This window comes from Streptomyces sp. MMCC 100 (assembly GCF_041538145.2).
Taxonomy (GTDB): Bacteria; Actinomycetota; Actinomycetes; order Streptomycetales; family Streptomycetaceae; genus Streptomyces.
On record NZ_JBGORK020000001.1, the window covers coordinates 3,373,098 to 3,390,033 of the forward strand.

The 16,936-nt window shown below is 72.8% G+C and carries 18 protein-coding genes and 3 pseudogenes; 12 read left to right on the plus strand and 9 right to left on the minus strand.

Going from position 1 to position 16,936, the window contains the following annotated elements:
* The first annotated feature begins 158 nt into the window (after nt 1-158).
* On the plus strand, nt 159-1,289 hold the full coding sequence (gene ku / locus ABS735_RS15700) for a non-homologous end joining protein Ku (protein WP_373905551.1): 1,131 nt from the start codon (nt 159-161) through the stop codon (nt 1,287-1,289).
* Nucleotides 1,290-1,302: 13 nt separating this feature from the next.
* Here the strand turns inward: ku and ABS735_RS15705 are convergent, their stop codons facing one another.
* From ABS735_RS15705 to ABS735_RS15725, 5 genes and pseudogenes are all read right to left on the minus strand, one after another.
* Nucleotides 1,303-1,440, minus strand: a complete 138-nt coding sequence (locus ABS735_RS15705) for a sigma factor-like helix-turn-helix DNA-binding protein (protein ID WP_476755880.1) — start codon at nt 1,438-1,440, stop codon at nt 1,303-1,305.
* Nucleotides 1,434-2,276 (minus strand): annotated as a pseudogene (locus tag ABS735_RS15710) (RNA polymerase sigma factor SigF); the annotation flags it as partial. The gene ABS735_RS15705 and the pseudogene ABS735_RS15710, both read right to left, overlap by 7 nt.
* 16 nt (nt 2,277-2,292) lie before the next feature.
* Nucleotides 2,293-2,439, minus strand: a pseudogene (locus ABS735_RS15715) (RNA polymerase sigma factor SigF); the annotation flags it as partial.
* Between the two features lie 137 nt (nt 2,440-2,576).
* Nucleotides 2,577-3,506, minus strand: coding sequence for an anti-sigma factor RsbA family regulatory protein (locus ABS735_RS15720; protein WP_373905550.1), 930 nt, complete (start codon nt 3,504-3,506; stop codon nt 2,577-2,579).
* The gene (locus ABS735_RS15725; RefSeq protein WP_373905549.1) at nt 3,503-3,856 is read right to left on the minus strand and encodes an STAS domain-containing protein; all 354 of its coding nucleotides are present in this window, start codon (nt 3,854-3,856) and stop codon (nt 3,503-3,505) included. The genes ABS735_RS15720 and ABS735_RS15725 overlap by 4 nt, the downstream gene beginning before the upstream one ends.
* Nucleotides 3,857-4,032: 176 nt before the next feature.
* Here ABS735_RS15725 and ABS735_RS15730 point away from each other — a divergent pair, with 176 nt between their 5' ends.
* Entirely contained in the window at nt 4,033-4,389 is a 357-nt protein-coding gene (locus ABS735_RS15730; RefSeq protein ID WP_373905548.1) for a PRC-barrel domain-containing protein, read from the plus strand.
* Nucleotides 4,390-4,455: 66 nt separating this feature from the next.
* Here the strand turns inward: ABS735_RS15730 and ABS735_RS15735 are convergent, their stop codons facing one another.
* Nucleotides 4,456-5,019 (minus strand): Dps family protein, encoded by a 564-nt coding sequence (locus ABS735_RS15735; RefSeq protein WP_373905547.1) that lies wholly within the window; start codon nt 5,017-5,019, stop codon nt 4,456-4,458.
* A gap of 94 nt (nt 5,020-5,113) precedes the next feature.
* The gene (locus tag ABS735_RS15740) at nt 5,114-5,719 is read right to left on the minus strand and encodes a flavodoxin family protein (protein WP_373905546.1); all 606 of its coding nucleotides are present in this window, start codon (nt 5,717-5,719) and stop codon (nt 5,114-5,116) included.
* A 44-nt stretch (nt 5,720-5,763) separates the two neighbouring features.
* Between ABS735_RS15740 and ABS735_RS15745 the strand changes: the two genes are divergently transcribed.
* The 4 genes from ABS735_RS15745 to ABS735_RS15760 all read left to right on the plus strand — a co-directional run bounded on the left by ABS735_RS15745 (nt 5,764) and on the right by ABS735_RS15760 (nt 9,120).
* Nucleotides 5,764-6,504 (plus strand): class I SAM-dependent methyltransferase, encoded by a 741-nt coding sequence (locus ABS735_RS15745; RefSeq protein ID WP_373905545.1) that lies wholly within the window; start codon nt 5,764-5,766, stop codon nt 6,502-6,504.
* A 106-nt stretch (nt 6,505-6,610) separates the two neighbouring features.
* Nucleotides 6,611-7,402: a hypothetical protein gene (locus ABS735_RS15750; RefSeq protein WP_373905544.1), complete on the plus strand. Its 792-nt coding sequence runs from the start codon at nt 6,611-6,613 to the stop codon at nt 7,400-7,402.
* 43 nt (nt 7,403-7,445) lie between these two features.
* Nucleotides 7,446-8,249 (plus strand): alpha/beta fold hydrolase, encoded by an 804-nt coding sequence (locus ABS735_RS15755; RefSeq protein WP_373905543.1) that lies wholly within the window; start codon nt 7,446-7,448, stop codon nt 8,247-8,249.
* A gap of 148 nt (nt 8,250-8,397) precedes the next feature.
* Nucleotides 8,398-9,120, plus strand: a complete 723-nt coding sequence (locus tag ABS735_RS15760) for an FAD binding domain-containing protein (protein WP_373905542.1) — start codon at nt 8,398-8,400, stop codon at nt 9,118-9,120.
* Between the two features lie 29 nt (nt 9,121-9,149).
* Here the strand turns inward: ABS735_RS15760 and ABS735_RS15765 are convergent, their stop codons facing one another.
* Together ABS735_RS15765 and ABS735_RS15770 are read right to left on the minus strand one after the other, a co-directional pair.
* Complete coding sequence (locus ABS735_RS15765) at nt 9,150-10,001, minus strand: lysozyme (protein ID WP_373905541.1); 852 nt, start codon at nt 9,999-10,001, stop codon at nt 9,150-9,152.
* Between the two features lie 70 nt (nt 10,002-10,071).
* Nucleotides 10,072-10,931, minus strand: a pseudogene (locus tag ABS735_RS15770) (PhzF family phenazine biosynthesis isomerase).
* A gap of 85 nt (nt 10,932-11,016) precedes the next feature.
* On the opposite strand from ABS735_RS15770, the gene ABS735_RS15775 reads away from it, so the two are divergent.
* From ABS735_RS15775 to ABS735_RS15800, 6 genes are all read left to right on the plus strand, one after another.
* Nucleotides 11,017-11,901, plus strand: coding sequence for a LysR family transcriptional regulator (locus tag ABS735_RS15775; protein ID WP_373905540.1), 885 nt, complete (start codon nt 11,017-11,019; stop codon nt 11,899-11,901).
* A gap of 353 nt (nt 11,902-12,254) precedes the next feature.
* Entirely contained in the window at nt 12,255-13,979 is a 1,725-nt protein-coding gene (locus ABS735_RS15780) for a sensor histidine kinase (protein ID WP_373905539.1), read from the plus strand.
* A gap of 168 nt (nt 13,980-14,147) precedes the next feature.
* Nucleotides 14,148-14,567, plus strand: coding sequence for a roadblock/LC7 domain-containing protein (locus tag ABS735_RS15785; RefSeq protein ID WP_061446693.1), 420 nt, complete (start codon nt 14,148-14,150; stop codon nt 14,565-14,567).
* Nucleotides 14,564-14,920 (plus strand): DUF742 domain-containing protein, encoded by a 357-nt coding sequence (locus ABS735_RS15790; protein ID WP_373905538.1) that lies wholly within the window; start codon nt 14,564-14,566, stop codon nt 14,918-14,920. The genes ABS735_RS15785 and ABS735_RS15790 overlap by 4 nt, the downstream gene beginning before the upstream one ends.
* Nucleotides 14,901-15,560, plus strand: a complete 660-nt coding sequence (locus ABS735_RS15795; RefSeq protein ID WP_373905537.1) for a GTP-binding protein — start codon at nt 14,901-14,903, stop codon at nt 15,558-15,560. The genes ABS735_RS15790 and ABS735_RS15795 overlap by 20 nt, the downstream gene beginning before the upstream one ends.
* A complete protein-coding gene (locus ABS735_RS15800; protein ID WP_476755832.1) occupies nt 15,557-16,819 on the plus strand; it encodes a cytochrome P450 in 1,263 nt (420 codons plus the stop codon). The genes ABS735_RS15795 and ABS735_RS15800 overlap by 4 nt, the downstream gene beginning before the upstream one ends.
* The last annotated feature ends 117 nt before the right edge of the window (nt 16,820-16,936 follow it).

Sequence of the window (16,936 nt, forward strand, 5' to 3'; positions counted from 1 at the left end):
GGGAACAACGCCCGCGGCCGATCCGCGCGCTGTCACCCGGCTCCCCACCCGTGTGCTCCGTCCGGCGCGCGGGAACGTCAGCCGGATGGCAGCGTGGCAGGACCGGGCGGAGCGGGCACGCCCGGGCGGTGCGGGCGGCACGTAGGGAGCGGACGGCCATGGCGCGGGCGATCTGGACGGGCGTGATCACCTTCGGGCTGGTCTCGGTGCCCGTCGGTCTGTTCACGGCGACCGGGGACCACACGGTCCACTTCCACCAGTTGCAGCGCGGCACATCGGACCGGATCCGCAACCGGCGGGTCAACGAGCGCACCGGCAAGGAGGTCGACCCCGCGGACATCGTCAAGGGCTACGAGGTGAGCGAGGGCGAGTACGTCGTCGTGGAACCCGAGGAGCTCGACGAGATCGCGCCGGGACGCTCCCGCACCCTCGACATCACGGACTTCGTGGACCTGGACCGGATCGAGCCGGTCTACTTCGGCCGCACCTACTACCTCGCCCCGCGCGGCAAGGAGTACCTCAAGGTCTACGAGCTGCTGCGCACCGCCCTCGCCGAGGCCGGCAAGGTGGGTGTCGCCACCTTCGTCATGCGCAACCGGCAGTACCTGACCGCCCTGCGTGCCGAGGACAGGGTCCTGCTGCTCCAGACGCTGCACTGGGCCGACGAGGTCCGCGACCCCGTCGAGGAGCTGCCGGAACTGCCGGCGGAGCGGGTGGGCCGCGGCAAGGAGCTGGACATGGCGCTGCGTCTCGTCGACGCGCTCAGCGGCGACTGGGAGCCCGCCCGCTATCACGACACCTACCAGGAGAAGGTCCGCGAGCTGGTCCGCGCCAAGGCCGAGGGGGAGCAGGTCGCCGTCGCTGAGGAGGCGCCCGAGGCCACCAACGTCGTCGACCTGATGGAAGTCCTGCGCGGCAGCCTGGAGCAGGCGAAGGACACCGGCGGCAAGCGGGCCGAGTCCAAGTCCGGGAGCGCGGGCGGCAAGCGGGCCGCGTCCAGGCCGGGGAGCTCCGGCGGCAAGCAGGCTGCGTCCAGGTCCGGGAAGACGGGCGCCGACGGCTCGGACGCCGAAGGGTCTGCCACGTCGCGGAAGAAGGCCGCCACACCCTCCCGCCGGACGCCGGCCGCCCGTGGCGAGCTGCGGGAGCTGAGCAAGGCCGAGCTCTACCAGCGGGCCACCGAACAGGACATCGCCGGCCGGTCGAAGATGAGCCGCCAACAACTCGTCGACGCGCTCAGCGGCAGCCGCACCCGCGGCAGCCGGAAGAAGAAGACGACCGCCGCCTGAGCCGGACCGCGCCTCAGGTGGTGGTGAGCATGCCGGCCCGCAGGCGGGCCAGCAGTCGGGAGATCAGGCGGGACACGTGCATCTGGGAGACGCCGAGGTGCTCGCCGATGTCCTTCTGGGTGAGTTCCTCGACGAAGCGCCAGTGGATGATNTGAGCATGCCGGCCCGCAGGCGGGCCAGCAGTCGGGAGATCAGGCGGGACACGTGCATCTGGGAGACGCCGAGGTGCTCGCCGATGTCCTTCTGGGTGAGTTCCTCGACGAAGCGCCAGTGGATGATCTGCCGGTCGCGTTCGTCCAGCTCGGCGATCATCGGGGCCAGGGCGTGGAAGTCGTCGACCAGGGCCAGGGCGGCGTCGTCGGCGCCGATGAAGTCGGCGAGTGCGGACTCGCCGTCCTCGCTGCCGTTGATGGTCGCGTCCAGGGAGGCGGAGTTGTAGCCGTTGGCCGCCAGACGGGCCTCGACGACCTCGTCCTCCGGGAGGCTCATCAGCTCCGACAGCTCCTGGGTGGTGGGGTTGCGGCCCAGCCGGCTGCGCAGTTCCTCGGTGGCGCGGGCGAGCTGGACGCGGGCCTCCTGCAGGCGGCGGGGCACGTGCACGGCCCAGGAGGTGTCCCGGAAGAACCGCTTGATCTCCCCGACGATGTAGGGCACGGCGAAGGAGGTGAACTCGACCTCGCGGGTCAGTTCGAACCGGTCGATGGCCTTGATCAGGCCGATCATGCCGACCTGGACGATGTCCTCCATCTCCTCCGGCCCGCGGCTGCGGAACCGGCCGGCCGCGAAGCGGACCAGGGACATGTTCATCTCGATCAGCGTGTTGCGCGCGTACTGGTACTCGGGCGTGCCCTCCTCCAGCACGGTCAGCTGCCCGAAGAACAGCTTCGACAACTCCCGCGCGTCCCGGGGCGCCACCTTCGACGGGTCCGCGATCTCCGGCATGCCCGTCGTGGCGTGCTCGGCGGCTCGTGCGGTCGTCGTCGTCATAATGTGCCCTCCCGGTGAACAGCTTCGACAACTCCCGCGCGTCCCGGGGCGCCACCTTCGACGGGTCCGCGATCTCCGGCATGCCCGTCGTGGCGTGCTCGGCGGCTCGTGCGGTCGTCGTCGTCATAATGTGCCCTCCCGGTGGATCGGTCGTCGTTGTCACCCTGTCGGCCGACGCCCGGTCGCCTACCCCGTGGCAGGCCACGCACACCTGGCGGAGCGCCGTCCGGTCGGCGAAAGCCCCGGAACGGTGCCTCGGACACCCGGCGCAAGGGCCTCGGACGCCCGGCCGGAAGGGCCTCAGACGCCCAGGTAGAAGCGGACCGCGGTGCCCTCGTCGGTCGTGTGCACCCGCACCAGATCGGCCACGTAGTGGACCAGCAGCAGTCCGCGGCCACCGATCTGCCCGCGCTCCGGGGGCCGGCGTCCGGCGAGCGGATCCGTCAGCCGACCGGTGTCGCGGACCTCGCACACCACTTGTCCCGCCTCGGCCCAGACCGCGAGCGTTCCGCTGCCGCCGCCGTGGATCACGCTGTTGGTGGTCAGCTCGGCCACCGCCAGTTCCGCGTCCCGCAGCCGCTGCCCGGTCAGCCCGAGCGAAGCGGCCCGGTCGACCCCGAAGCGGCGTGCCTCGGGCAGCTCCCCGGACCCGAAACCGAGGACGTCGGCGTCGGGCGGGCAGGTGAGCGCCTCGTTGTAGCGGGCGACGACCGCACGCCAGTCGTACGCCTCACTGGCCCGCTCACGTCCCTGTGCGATGACCGTCGGGTGGGTGATCAGGGCGTCGGCCAGGACATCCGCGGCCAGCCGGGTCTCGTCGTACGGGCACAGGATCGTCGCGGGACGGCCCGCGAAGGCCGCGTTGATCAACGCCTCGTGCTGGGCGCACGCCGGGTACTCCGCGGCGCTGCGCCCGGACCAGACCGGTTCGCCGACGATCCGCACCCGTACCCGCGCGTGCGCGTCGGCGAACGCCCGCAGCACCCCGGGGATGATCCGGCCCGGGTTGCGCCCGGCCTCGGTCATGTCCAGGAAGGTGACATCCCGCGCGTCGGTGCCCAGCCCGTCCCTGACCAGCTCCAGGTTGGGGCCGGGCACGGCCACCGCCACCGGCTCGCCCGCGGCCAGCCCCTCCCGTACGAACGCCACCGTCCGGTCGGCGTACTCGCCCTCCGAGCGGTAGAACAGCGCCGGATGGGTGAACGTCCCGTCGGTGGTCACCGTGCTCATCGTGGCGTCACCTCGATCCGGTGCAAGGACGGCCAGAAGAGGTTCAGCACCCGCGGCAACTGCGGGGGCGGCCGCTCCACCACGACCCGGCCGACGGGCAGGTTCATGGCGGTGACGGCCAGCGCCGTCACCCCGGCCACGTCGACGAACCGCACGCCGGACAGTTCCACGTAGGACACGTCGGTGTGCCGCCGGGACAGCTCGGTCAGGGCGTTCTCCCAGGACAGCCGGGTGCTCACGCCGATCTCACCGCTGGCACGGATGCCGGGACGGCCGGGCAGCGGGCCCACGTCCAACACCGCACCGGTCCGCACGCGGGCCGGGCCACCCGGGGCGCCTGCGCCATCCACACTCGTACCCCCCTCCGGAACTCCACCGGGCACCCGTCCGCCGCCCGGGCGCCCCCTTCCGGCCAGGAAGCCTATCCCGGATCGGACTCCGTACGCCGCTGAGGGGACAAACAGGCGACAGCCGGGCGAAGTGGGGAACAAGACAGTGAGCGCGTCCTCGGAAGGGAAAACTGGGCATGTTTGAAGCCGAAAACATTCGTGACTGGCGCGGCCTCGACGTCGTGGACTACGACGGCCGCAAGATCGGGACCCTGGAGTCCATCTACTTCGACACCCTCACCGACCGGCCCGCGTTCGCCACGGTCACGATCGGCCTGCCGACCCGCCGGCGGCTCGTCTTCGTGCCGGTGGACAAGGCCACCGTAGGGCCGTCGTACCTGAAGGTGACCTACGACAAGTCGCTGGTCAAGGACGCCCCCGGGATCGACCCGGACGGTGAGCTCGCCGCCGAGGACGAGGGCGCGGTCTTCACCCACTACCACCTGCCCTACGAGCAGGGCAGTCGCGGCGAACGCCGCCTCGGCCGCCGCTGAACCGTCCCGGGGCCCGTGTCCCGGCCGCGCGGCCGGGACACGGGCCCCGGGAGCCGGACGACCCGGTCACGAGACGTCCGCACCGCGTGCCGCCGCCTCCGCCTCGGACGTCGCACTGCCCGTCGCAAGGGTGCCGCCCGCGCTCTCGAGATGCGCCCGCACGAACCACTGGAACTGCTCCAGGTCCCTGAGCTGACCGATCAGGAGATCCTCCGTGGCGGTGTCGATCTTCCCGGCCTCCTCGACCGCCGCGCGCATGCCCTCGACCACGCCGGTGTACACGACGTCCAGCGCCCCGAGGTGGGCGATGGCGTCGGCCCGGCCGATGGAGTAGTCGTCCCACTTCCGCTCGCTCACCAGCGCCCCGGGCGTGCCCTGGGCCACCCCGCCGAGCGCGGCGATGCGCTCCGCGACGTCGTCGGCCATGTCGCGCACCTGGTCGACCTGGGGGTCGATCATCTCGTGCACGGCGATGAAGTGCGGACCCACCACGTTCCAGTGCACGTGCTTGAGGGTCAGGTGCAGGTCGTTGAGGGCGTGCAGGCGCAGCCGCAGCACACCGATCAGCCGTCCGGCGGCCTCGCGCTCGATGCCGGGGACCGTGTACTTCGGGGTCAGGTCGTGCGTCATGGCGGACCTCAGCTCCTCATGCGTTTCGTACGTCGTTGCTCGTGCACGGATGCCCCGTATCCGCCCCGGCAGACATGCCCGGGCGGCGCCGCCATCAGGACGGCGGAGCCGGCAGCGGCATCGCACCGAGCGCGCGTGCCGCGTGCACGAGGTTGGACGCCATGGCCCGGCCGGTGGACACCGACCAGTCGTGGCCGCGCTCGTCGTCGAGGAAGTCCGGACCGGGACCGGGGCCGAGATGCCAGTAGGTCCAGGCCTGGCCGGGAATGGTGTAGCCGATGTCCGCGAGCCCGCCGCTGATCTCGCTGATGACGTGGTGGGCGCCGTCCTCGTTCCCGGTGACCAGGACGCCGGCGACACGGTTGTAGGCGACCGGGCGGTCCTCGTCGTCGGTCTCACTGAGCATGGCGTCCATGCGTTCCAGGACCCGCTGGGCGACGGAGGAGGGGCGGCCGAGCCAGGTCGGCGACGCGATGACCAGGATCTGCGAGGCCAGCAGCTTCTCGTGCACGTCCGGCCAGTCGTCCCCGTCGCCCATGTCGGTCTCGACCCCCGGTTTCAGGTTCAGGTCGACGGCCCGTACGACGTCCACCTCCGCCCCGTGGCCCTTGAGCGCCGCGATGACCGTGGCGGCGAGGGCTTCCGTGTTCGACGGCTGGGGCGAGGGCTTGAGAGTGCAGTTGATGACGAGTGCGCGCATGCCTACCCCTGTTCCCCGGCAGACCCGGCGCTATCGTCGGCCGTATGGCTGACGAGTGCTTCCGGCATCCGCGGCTCGCCGCGCTCTACGACGTGTTCGAGGCCGACCGCGGCGACCTCGGCCCGTACCTGCGCATGGCCGACGAGTTCGGCGCACGGAGCGTGCTGGACATCGGCTGCGGAACCGGGGTGTTCGCCCTGCTGCTGGCCGGCCGCGGCCTGGACGTCGTCGGCGCCGACCCCGCCGGGGCCAGTCTCGACGTGGCCCGGGGCAGGACGGGCGCCGACCGGGTGCGCTGGATCGAGGGCGACGCCACCTCGCTCCCCGCGCTGCGCGTCGACCTGGCGACCATGACGGCGAACGTCGCCCAGGCGATCGCCGGCCGGGCCGCGTGGCAGGGGACGCTGCGCGGCGCGTACGAGGCCCTGCGGCCCGGCGGGCACCTGGTGTTCGAGACGCGGGACCCGGCCCGGCGCGCCTGGGAGGAGTGGACCCGCGAACACACCCACCAGGTGGCGGAGGTCCCCGGTACGGGCACCGTCGAGAGCTGGTGCCGGCTCCTGGACGTGAGCGGACCGCTGGTCACCTTCCGGTGGACCTACGTCTTCGGCGCGGACGGCGAAGTGCTGACCTCCGACTCCACGCTGCGCTTCCGCGAGCGGGACGAGGTGGCGGCCGACCTGACCGAACAGGGGTACGTGCTGCGGGAGGTGCGTGGGGCCCCCGACCGCGAGGGCCGGGAATTGGTGTTCGTCGCGCGGCGTCCGGAGACGGACGGACGCTGACGCCGCCCGCACCGCGCCGACGTCCGGAAACCGGCAGCCAGCGTCGCCCCCTCATTGCCCGGCCGCCCTCGTGACGCGGCACCCTCCGGGCGTCCATCCTCGCCGCATGGCCCGTTTTCAGCACACCGTGACCCTGGTCCCCGTGCCGCGCCGCTGGTTCGAGTCGTGCGTCGCCACGCTGCACGACCTGGCGGAGGGCACGGACGTCGAGGGAGCGCGCCTGCGGCTGCCCGACGGCCGTCCACTGCCCGGCCTGGTGCTGGCACAGGGTCGGCACCTGCGGCCGGGCGCGCGGTACCGGCCCGTGAACGAGAAGGACGGGGAACCGGACGCGGACCAGTGCCTCACCGTGCTCGCCTGGGACCGCCGCCGGGAGACCGCGCTGGAGGTCGTCACCGTCGAGGACGACCCGAGCCACCCCGCCCGACTGGACTGCGTCCTCAGGCTCACGAGTGCCGAACGGCCGCGCGAGGCGTTGCTGTCGGCGACGCTGCGCCCGAGCGACGGCAAGCGGGAGAAGTACCTGGGCGGCACCGGACGCGCGCACCTCGACCTCGGCAGATGGTGGCAGGCGACGAGCGATGGCCGCCACCCTTCCCGCGCCCCCCTGAGCGGAACCCTGACGCACGCACTCGCCCGCGTCACCGTCACGGTCGTACCGTGCCCCGCCCCGGACGGACGCTGGCGGGTGACCGTGAAGGCGCGGGTCAGGGGCCGCTCCGTCGCCCGCCCGCTCCTGCCCCTCGCCGCGGCGGTGATGGGGCGCCGCGCCCGGAGGGCCTGGGCCGAGGCCCTGGAGCGTGCCGCGGCGGCGTGGAACGCACAGGTCCCCGCACTGGTCCGCAAGGACGGCGAGCGACTGAGCGCCGAACTGGCCGACGCGCTGCTCGGCCCGTGAGACGACGTACGCCACCCTCCGTACTGGACCTAGGGTTCCGTGGATGAACTCCACAACCGTGCGCGGCGCCACGCTCGAGTACGACGACTTCGGCCCCGGCGGCGGGCTCCCGGTCCTCCTGATCCACGGCCACCCCTTCAACCGCACCCTGTGGGCGCCGCAGGCCACGGCACTGGCGGCGGCCGGTCACCGGGTCCTCACTCCCGACCTGCGGGGTTACGGCCGCAGCAGCGTCAGCTCGGGCAAGGTTCTGCTCGCCGACTTCGCCGACGACCTCGCCGGGCTCCTGGACCACCTGGGGATCGAGCGCGCGGTGGTCGGCGGTGTCTCCATGGGCGGTCAGATCGCCATGGAGTTCCAGCTCCGCCACCCGCGGCGGGTACGGGCACTCGTCCTGTCCGACACCTCCGCACCCGCGGAGACGCCCGAAGGCAAGGAGTTCCGCAACCGGCTCGCCGACCGGCTCCTGGCCGAGGGCATGGACGGCTACGCGCACGAGGTCATCGACAAGATGCTCGCCGCCTACAACGTCACCGAGATGCCGGACGTGGCCGCCCGCGTCCTGGAGATGATGTGCGCCACCGACCCCCGCGGCGCCGCGGCGGCGCTGCGCGGACGGGCCGAACGCCCCGACTACCGGGACGTCCTGGCCGCCGTGGAGGCGCCCGTCCTCGTCGTCGTCGGAGCGGACGACGTCTACACCCCCGTGGCGGAGGCGGAGTCCATCCACCGCCTGGTCCCGCACTCCACCCTGGCCGTCGTCGAGAAGGCCGGCCATCTCCCGGGCGCCGAGCAGCCCGACCGGTTCAACGCCGCGCTGCTGGAGTTCCTCGCCACGCTGGTGTGACGGGGCGGCGCGTGAAGGGCGCACACGGGAAACGAGTGAGCTCTGTACGCGCCCCCTCCGCGGTACGGACAATCCCACTGACCGTGATCACCTGGCGGAAGACGCGGTGTCGTCCGGCCGCCGACTCCCGGGAAGCAGGTCGATCGCCATGCTGTTGCGTCAGCCCACGTCCGTGTCCGAAGCACAGGAGTGCATGGCGCAGGGGGCGGTGCCCATCGGCGGGGCCACGCTCGTGTGGGCCACCTGGCAACGCGACGGCTTCCCGGAGCTGGCCATGTCGCTGCGCGGGCTGCCGGAGGCGACCACCGTCGAACCCGAGTCGCTGGGCGCGGCCGTGGTGCTGCACCGCATAGACGACCGGGTACCGGAGGTACTGCGCCGGGCGGCGGGCTCGGTGGGCACCGGAGCGGTACGCCGGACGGCCACCGTCGGCGGCAACCTCGTCGGCAGCAGCCTGCGCTGCCTGCTGCCCGCGGCCCTCGTACTGGACGCCCGCGCCACGGTGCTGGGCCCCGACCGCCCCTACGAGACGGACCTGGCCGAGGTGATGGCGAAGCGTCACCTGCTGCTCGGTCTGCGCTGGCGCACCCCCGTGGCCAGCGGCTACCGCAAGCAGCCCGCCGAAGCCGGCGGCCCGCCGCCCCTGGTGGTCGCCACCGCTGTGCACGCCGACGGCGAGGGCCGGCACCGGCTGCGCGTCGCCGTCCGCGACGGCTACGACGTGCTCAGCGAGACCACTACGTGCGACGCGGGTGCCGACGAGGCCCTGCACACCCTCGAGCGGACGGACATCGGTGCCCTGCCCGCCGGGGCCCGGGACGTGGTGCGCGAGCAGGTCGCCGACATCCTGGGCACCCTCACCGGCCGCTGAACCGGCGGCCGGCGCTCCACCGGACCGCGTCAGCCGTTGGCCAGGGCCTTGACGCGGTCCAGCGCCCCGTTGAACTTGTCGTGGTCCCCGACGGTCGGCCCGGACGAGGTGTACTGCCACATCGTGTGGAAGTCCCAGCCGGCCGGGAGCGCCCCCACGGTCGAGGCGTACCGGGCGATCCACAACGGGTTGCTCGCGCCGAAACCGCTGTAGTTCCCGGTGCACTGCGTCCACCAGTTGGTGGAGGTGTAAATGGCGGCGTTGCGGCCGGTGCGCTCCTTGTACCGGTCCAGGAAGGCCCGGATCCAGCTCACCATCTGACTGTGCGTCCGCCCGTAACAGGTGGCCCCGTACGGGTTGTACTCGATGTCGAGGACGCCCGGCAGCGTCTTGCCGTCCTTGGACCAGGCCCCGCCGTGGTCGACGAAGTAGTCGGCCTGGGCGGCGCCGCCGGCGGTGTCCGGGGTCGCGAAGTGGTACGCGCCGCGGACCATGCCGACGTCGTACGAACCGCCGTACTGCTGGGCGAAGTAGGGGTTCCGGTAGGAGTTCCCCTCGGTGGCCTTCACATAGGCCCACTTCACGCCGCTCTTCCAGAGGGTCGACCAGGCGACGTTGCCCTGATGGCTGGAGACGTCCACACCCTCCGTCTGGGCGACACGGGTGCCGACGGGCCGGCCCTGGACCCCTTCGTGGGCGAGGACACCCGCGCCCATGTGCGCGGTACCACGAGCGGGCGTCCGGGTGTCGTCGGCCGAGGCCGAGGCCGAGGCCGAGGCCGGGACCGCGGACAGGGTCAGGAGGAGTGACTGGGCGGCGAGGATGACGCCTGAGGTGAGCAGGCGTGAGTGGCGTTTCGCCACGGTTATGGGTCTGCGCATGGCACCCATCCGAACCGGAGTCGGGTCCCACCGCATCCCACAGTCGCCCAGACGGTGTTGCGGGGCGGTCTCAGACGGATGCCCCGGGGACGGGCACGGCCTGACCCGTGACCCGCGTGCGCGGATCGCGCGGACTCACCTGGATCACCAGCTCGCTGGGCCGGCCCATGTCCTCACCCTGGCGGACCGCGATCGTGCCCGGCCGGGTGACCAGATCCAGCTCGCGGAGGTACCCGCCGAACGCCGCGGCGGCCGCGCCCGTCGCCGGGTCCTCCACGACACCGCCGACGGGGAACGGGTTGCGGGCATGGAAGCGCTCCGCCGACTCGCGCCACACCAGGTCCACCGTCGTCCAGCCGTACCGCCGCATGACCACGGCGAGCGCGTCGAAGTCGTAGTCGAGGTCGGCCAGCCGGGCCCGGGACGCGGCCGCGAGAACGAGGTGGTCGTTGCCCGCGAACGCCACATGGGCGGGCAGGGCGGGGTCCAGGTCGGCGGAAGTCCAGCCGAGCGCCCGCAGCGTGGCGTCGAGTTCGGCGGGGAGAGCCGGGCGCGACCGCGCCGGCACGCTGGTGAGGGTGGCCCGCACAGCCCCACTCCCGTCGCCGCGGTGGACACCGGGATCTCACCGGCGGGCGTGTCGAGGACGATCTCGCCGGGGCCCAGCCGCTCGGCCAGGGCGACGGCCAGCGCGACCGTCGCGTGACCGCAGAACGCCACCTCGACGAGCGGACTGAAGTAGCGGACCTCGAACCGCCGTCGCTCCACGTCGCTGCCGGTGACGAACGCGGTCTCGGAGTAGCCCACCTCGGCGGCGATCGCGAGCATCGCCGTGTCGTCCAGCCCGGACGCGTCGAGGACCACCCCGGCCGGGTTTCCGCCCGCCGGGTCGTGGGTGAAGGCCGCGTAGCGCAGGATCTCTGTCGTCATGACGGCCACGCTGCCAGCCGGGGTTGATCGTGTCCAACGATCGTTCGTGATCCCCTCCATCGGAAAACCGCATACCCTGGCTCCCGTGGACACCCGGCTGCTGACGACCTTCACCGTGCTCGCCCGCACCGGCGGCTTCACCGCCGCCGCGGCCGAACTGCATCTGGCCCAGTCCACGGTCACCGTGCACATCCGCGCCCTCGAACAGGACCTCGGTGTGCGGCTCTTCGACCGCCTGCCCACCGGCGCGCTGCTCACCGACGCCGGCCGCCGGCTCCTGGAGCGGGCCGAGGAGGTGCTCGACGCGGTGGCGCGGCTGCGGGCCGGGAGCGACGACGGCGGTGCCGTGTCGGGGCGGGTCGTGATCGGCAGTCCGGAGTCCTTGTGCGCGAGCCGGCTGCCCGGTCTGGTCGCCGCCCTGCGCACGAGCCACCCCGAGGTGGACGTCCACCTGTACGCGGCCGGGACCCGGGAGTGCGTGGAGGGACTGCGGTCCGGACGCCTCGACCTCGCCCTGCTGCTGGAGGAGGCGGAGTTCCCCGACGTGACGTCAGAACCGGTCGGCCGCGAGCCGCTCGTCCTCGTCGCCGCTCCCGGACACCCCCTGGCCGGCCGGGCGCGGACGGCGAGCTGGCCGGAACTCGCGGGGGAGACGTACTTCCTGCTGGAAGAGGGCTGCTCCTACAGCGACGCGCTGGCCCGCCGGCTGCTGGAGGTGCCGGACGGCAGGCCGAGGCTGACCAGGTTCGGCAGCGTGGACGCGGCGCGCAACTGCGTCGCGGCCGGGCTGGGGCTGACCCTGCTGCCCCTGACCACGGTGACGGAGGAACTGCGGCGCGGGCGCCTGGTGCGGGTCGAGGGACCCGGCTTCCCCGACGCGCCGGTACGGCTCGCCCGGCACCGCAGGCGCTGGACGGCACCCGCCGCGCGGGAGGTCGCGCGGGCACTCGCCCGCCATCTGGGCGACTGAGCGGCAGCCGCTCGGCGACCCCCGGTCCCACGACGTCCGCCCCGGGACATCCGGCCTTGAACGTCTGCCTTGAACATCTGCCTTGAACGTCCGGCCTGGAACGTCCGCCTGGAACGTCCGGCCCAGGCAGAACGCCTGTACCACATCGGTGCGTTCGATTGGCAAGATGTCGGGAAAGTTCGCTCCTCGGTGGGGTCTGCGGTCGGTCCGGCATGTGCGGTCAACGCCGTGACTAGCATGAGCCGCAAGCCCGCCGGAGTGATCACGACTCACCCGGTGGCACGGCTCCGGCCCGCGGCCGCCCCAGGTCGACCGGCCTTCTCCCCGCTCTCAAGGACCCGAGGGACCGCGGAATGTCAGTGTCTGCACCCCCCACCCCGCCCCGGACGCAGAAACCCCGCCGCTCCACCCCAGCCATCCCGCTGCTCGTGCTGCCGGCCGCCGCCGCGGCCGCGGGCGCCGCCTGGGCGGCCGCTCCGGAGGCGGCCCGCAGCTGGACCGCGACCCTCGCCGTCACGTCCTGGCTGTGCGTCGCCGTGTCCGTCGGCCTTGGCTCCTACCTGGTCGGACGGGCACGCCGGACGGCGGTGGCCCGGCGGTCGGAGATCGGCGCCCTCAAGGCCCAGCTCGCGCAGGAGAACGCCGGCCTCGTACACCTGGTCAACGTCGCGTTGCCGGGCATCGCGCAGCAAGTGCGCGACGGTTCCGGCGCGGACGAGGCCGTCGCCAACACCGCTCCCGCCTCCGGTCCCCACCTGCGTCAGATCGTCCAGAGCTTCGCCGTACTGGTGGAGGACGCCGTACGGCAGGCCGCGGACGCCGAGTCACGGCGGCAGCAGGCGGTGCAGGAGGCGCGCAGGGGCACCGCCGAGCTGGAGCAGCTGACGAACAGCACCCTGCCCGCCGCGGTGGAGAAACTGCGGGACGGCACCTCGGCGGAGATCATCCTCGCCGAGCTGGAGTGGCCGCGGGGGGCCGGGGCGCGTGCCTGCGCCGAGCTGTTCGTCCGGGAACTGGCCCACAGCGAACGGCGCACCGCCGCCGCGCAGGCCGCCTCCGCCAAGTCCCTCAGCCGCGTCCAGGCCAAGGCCGTCAGCATGCTCGCCGACCTGAGGGACATGCAGGATCGTCACGGCGAGGAAGTCCTCGGCGATCTGCTGCGCCTGGACCACAGCACCTCGCAGCTCGGCCTCATCACCGACCGCCTGGCCCTCCTGATGGGCGGACGCTCCAGCCGTGCCTGGAACAGGCCCATCGTGATGGAGAGCATCCTGCGCGGCGCCGTCGGCCGGATCGCCGCCTACCAGCGGGTCCGGATGCACTGCTCCACCAACGCCGCGATCTCCGGCTACGCGGCCGAGGGAGTCATGCACCTGCTGGCCGAACTCATGGACAACGCCGCCAACTTCTCGCCGCCCATCGACGAGGTCCACGTCTACGTGGAGGAACGCACCGCCGGAATCGTCGTCACCATCGAGGACAGCGGACTGAAGATGGCCGACGCCGCCATGCGCCACGCCGAAGAGGCGGTGTCGGGGCGGATGAACGACCTGGCCTCGCTGCAGGGCACGCGCCTCGGCCTCGCCGTGGTGGGGCGGCTGGCCGCCAAGTACGGCGTCGGCGTGAGCTACCGGCCCTCGTCACGCGGCGGCACGGGCGTCGTCGTCCTGGTGCCGCCCCAGCTGCTCGCCCAGCAACGGGACCCGGGCCCCGCCCTGACCGGCCGTACCTTCGGCGGTGGCGTCGCCTCCACCGTCCCCGGTCCCGCCCCTGCCGCGGAAGCCCCGGCACTCACGCGGCGCGTCCCGGACGTCCGGCCGGTGGAGCGGACCGGCCTGCCCCCACAGGCGGCGCGACCCGGCCCCGCACCGGCCACGCCGGGCGGCCTGCCCGTGCGTTCCCCGGGCCGCACCATGGCCGAGGCCGAGCGCGAACGGCGGGACCACCACCGGCAGCCCGCCGACCCGGCGGCTTACGCCCACCGCGACGCCGGGGCCAGCTTCGGCGCCTTCCACCGCGGGCGGCGGTCCGGGGCGGCCGGCGGGGCGCCGGAGTCCGAACCGCCCGCCCCGGACTAGGGGGTAGGACCGGCGCCCGTGTCGGCACCGCATCGCACCGTACGGCGCATGCCGGTCCCCCTCGGCCCCCCTCGCCCCGCCTCTCGCCCTTATCGCTCGTGTCGCTCGTGAGATTGGAGGAACGGGCCGGTGACCGCAGCACCAGGAACCACCGTCCCCGCACCCACCATGCAGACCACCGACAACAGCCTCACCTGGCTCCTGCAGAACCTCCTGGACCGCACCCCCGGTACCCGCCACGCCCTCGTCCTCTCCCGCGACGGCCTCAAGCTCTGCTGGACCGAGCACCTCACCCTGGACCGGGCCGACCAGCTCGCCGCGATCTGCTCGGGCATCCAGGCCCTCGCCCAGGGAGCCTCGGTCGAGTTCGGCAACGGAACCGGCGGCGTGCGGCACTCCATGACCGAGTTCCACGGTGGCCTGCTGTTCATCGTGGAGGCGGGCGAGGGCGCGCACCTGGCCGTCGTCGCGGTGGAGGACGCCGACCCCGGCGTGGTCGGCCACCAGATGACCGAGATGGTCGAACAGATCGGCGACCATCTGAGGGCCGAGCCGCGCCACGCCGTCCCCGGGAGCAGCTCGTCGTGACGCGCAGGCCCGTGGACACCGGCGCACCCGACCGGCTCTACACGGTCACGGGCGGACGCAGCCGCGCCGACGACTCGTTCGACCTCGTCACCCTGGTGGTCGCCGAGTGCGGGCCGTCGGCCGGCATGCAGTCGGAACACGTCCGCATCCTCGACCTGTGCCGGCACCCCACGGCCGTGGTGGAACTCGCCGCCGAGCTGGCCCTGCCGATCACGGTGGTCCGCATCCTGCTCGGCGACCTGCTCGCCACCGGAACCATCACCGCCCGCCATCCGCGCCTGGGCCAGACCGCCGCGTCGCACCCCGATACCGCCCTTCTCCAGGAGGTGCTCCATGGGCTCCGCAACCTCTGACCCGACGACCTCCGCAGCCGCGACCACGGCCTCGGAAGCCACCGCGCCCTCCGGACGCAAGCCCCTGACCGATGCCGCGGAGACCGGGCTGAAGATCGTCGTCGTGGGTGGCTTCGGAGTCGGCAAGACCACTCTCGTCCGCTCCGTGAGCGAGATCCGGCCGCTCAACACCGAAGAGGTCATGACCCAGGCCGGAGTCGGCGTCGACGAGACCGGCTCGGTCACCGCGAAGACCACCACCACGGTGGCCTTCGACTTCGGCCGCATCAGCCTCAACGACCGCATGGTGCTGTACCTGTTCGGCGCCCCCGGTCAGGAGCGCTTCTGGTTCCTGTGGGACCGGCTGTTCTCCGGCACCCTCGGCGCGGTCGTCCTGGTGGACACCCGCCGGATGGACGACTCCTGGTACGCGATAGACCGGCTGGAACACCACCGGACCCCCTTCGTGGTGGCCGTGAACCGCTTCGACGACGACACCGCCCGGCACTCCCTGGACGAGATCCGGCTGGCCCTCGCGCTGCCCGACCACGTGCCGCTGATCGACTGCGACGCGCGGGTGCGGACGTCGGGCAAGAACGTGCTGGTCACCCTCGTGGACCACCTCTACCAACTGGCCCTGGCCCAGGAGAGCGCATCGTGACCGACCTCGACCCCTCGCCCCACCCCGTCGCCGCGCCGGGCTGCCCCGCGCACCCGGACGCCGTACCGCTGGCCGGACTGGAGTACCAGCAGACACCGTCGGAGCTGTACCGCGGACTGCGCGGCGAGCACGGCCCCGTCGCGCCCGTGCTCCTCGACGGCGGCATCCCCGCCTGGCTGGTTCTCGGCTACCCCGAGGTCAGCTATGTCACCAGCCACGACGACCTGTTCGCCCGGGACTCGCGCCGCTGGAACCAGTGGGGCAGCATCCCGCCCGACTGGCCCCTGCTGCCCTACGTCGGTCATCAGCCGTCCGTCCTGTTCACCGAGGGCGAGGAACACCGGCGGCGGGCCGGCGTCATCACCCAGGCACTGGCCGGCATCGACCAGTTCGAGCTGGCCCGGGACTGCCGGCAGCTCGCCGGCCGGCTCATCGCCGCCTTCGCCGGCAGCGGCCGGGCCGAACTGATGAGCGGCTACGCACACCCCCTGCCCATGCTCGCCGCCGTGCGCATGTGCGGGATGCCCCACAACGGCGCCGAGACCCATCAGCTCGTCGAGGACCTGCGCATCTCCCTCGACGCGGCCGAGGGCGACGACCCGGTCGCCGCCTACACGCGCGTGGGCGAGCGCATCCACCGACTGGTCCGCCACAAGCGCGAACGCCCCGGACCCGACGTCACCTCCCGGATGCTGACCCACCCGGCGGGACTGACCGACGAGGAGACGGTCCAGGACCTGATCTCCGTCATCGCCGCCGCCCAGCAGCCCACCGCCAACTGGATCGGCAACACGCTCCGGCTGCTGCTCACCGACGAACGCTTCGCCCTCAACGTCTCCGGCGGCCGCCTCAGCGTGGGAGAGGCCCTCAACGAGGTGCTGTGGCTGGACACCCCGACGCAGAACTTCATCGGCCGCTGGGCCGTCAACGACACCCAGCTGGGCGGCCGGCAGATCCGGGCCGGCGACTGCCTCGTGCTCGGCCTCGCCGCGGCCAACACCGACCCGCAGCTCTGGCCCGAGGCACACGTCGGCGCCGAGAACTCCGCGCACCTGTCCTTCAGCAACGGCGAGCACCGGTGCCCGTACCCGGCGCCCCTGCTCGCCGACGTCATCGCCCGCACCGCGGTCGAGACCCTGCTGGAGCACCTCCCCGACCTCGTACTCGCGGTCGAGCCCGAGGAGTTGACCTGGCGCCCGTCCATCTGGATGCGCGGTCTGACGGCCCTGCCCGCCCTCTTCACTCCCGTCGTGGCCTGACGGCCGGCGCGCCGGTGCCGTGATGATGTCGGCCCGGTCGTTGGCGTACTGCTCCCGGTTGCCCGGGGTGCCCGCCACCAACAGGCCGCCGTTCCAGCGGTCGNGGCCTGACGGCCG

Excerpts from the sequence above, each read along its gene's own strand:
- ABS735_RS15750 (WP_373905544.1), top strand. The coding sequence starts at position 6,611 with ATGGCCCGTTTTCAGCACACCGTGACCCTGGTCCCCGTGCCGCGCCGC.
- ABS735_RS15720 (WP_373905550.1), bottom strand. The coding sequence starts at position 3,506 with ATGAGCACGGTGACCACCGACGGGACGTTCACCCATCCGGCGCTGTTC.
- ABS735_RS15730 (WP_373905548.1), top strand. The coding sequence starts at position 4,033 with ATGTTTGAAGCCGAAAACATTCGTGACTGGCGCGGCCTCGACGTCGTG.
- ABS735_RS15755 (WP_373905543.1), top strand. The coding sequence starts at position 7,446 with ATGAACTCCACAACCGTGCGCGGCGCCACGCTCGAGTACGACGACTTC.
- ABS735_RS15785 (WP_061446693.1), top strand. The coding sequence starts at position 14,148 with ATGCAGACCACCGACAACAGCCTCACCTGGCTCCTGCAGAACCTCCTG.
- ABS735_RS15765 (WP_373905541.1), bottom strand. The coding sequence starts at position 10,001 with ATGCGCAGACCCATAACCGTGGCGAAACGCCACTCACGCCTGCTCACC.
- ABS735_RS15735 (WP_373905547.1), bottom strand. The coding sequence starts at position 5,019 with ATGACGCACGACCTGACCCCGAAGTACACGGTCCCCGGCATCGAGCGC.
- ABS735_RS15795 (WP_373905537.1), top strand. The coding sequence starts at position 14,901 with ATGGGCTCCGCAACCTCTGACCCGACGACCTCCGCAGCCGCGACCACG.
- ABS735_RS15780 (WP_373905539.1), top strand. The coding sequence starts at position 12,255 with ATGTCAGTGTCTGCACCCCCCACCCCGCCCCGGACGCAGAAACCCCGC.
- ku (WP_373905551.1), top strand. The coding sequence starts at position 159 with ATGGCGCGGGCGATCTGGACGGGCGTGATCACCTTCGGGCTGGTCTCG.
- ABS735_RS15740 (WP_373905546.1), bottom strand. The coding sequence starts at position 5,719 with ATGCGCGCACTCGTCATCAACTGCACTCTCAAGCCCTCGCCCCAGCCG.
- ABS735_RS15760 (WP_373905542.1), top strand. The coding sequence starts at position 8,398 with ATGCTGTTGCGTCAGCCCACGTCCGTGTCCGAAGCACAGGAGTGCATG.
- ABS735_RS15745 (WP_373905545.1), top strand. The coding sequence starts at position 5,764 with ATGGCTGACGAGTGCTTCCGGCATCCGCGGCTCGCCGCGCTCTACGAC.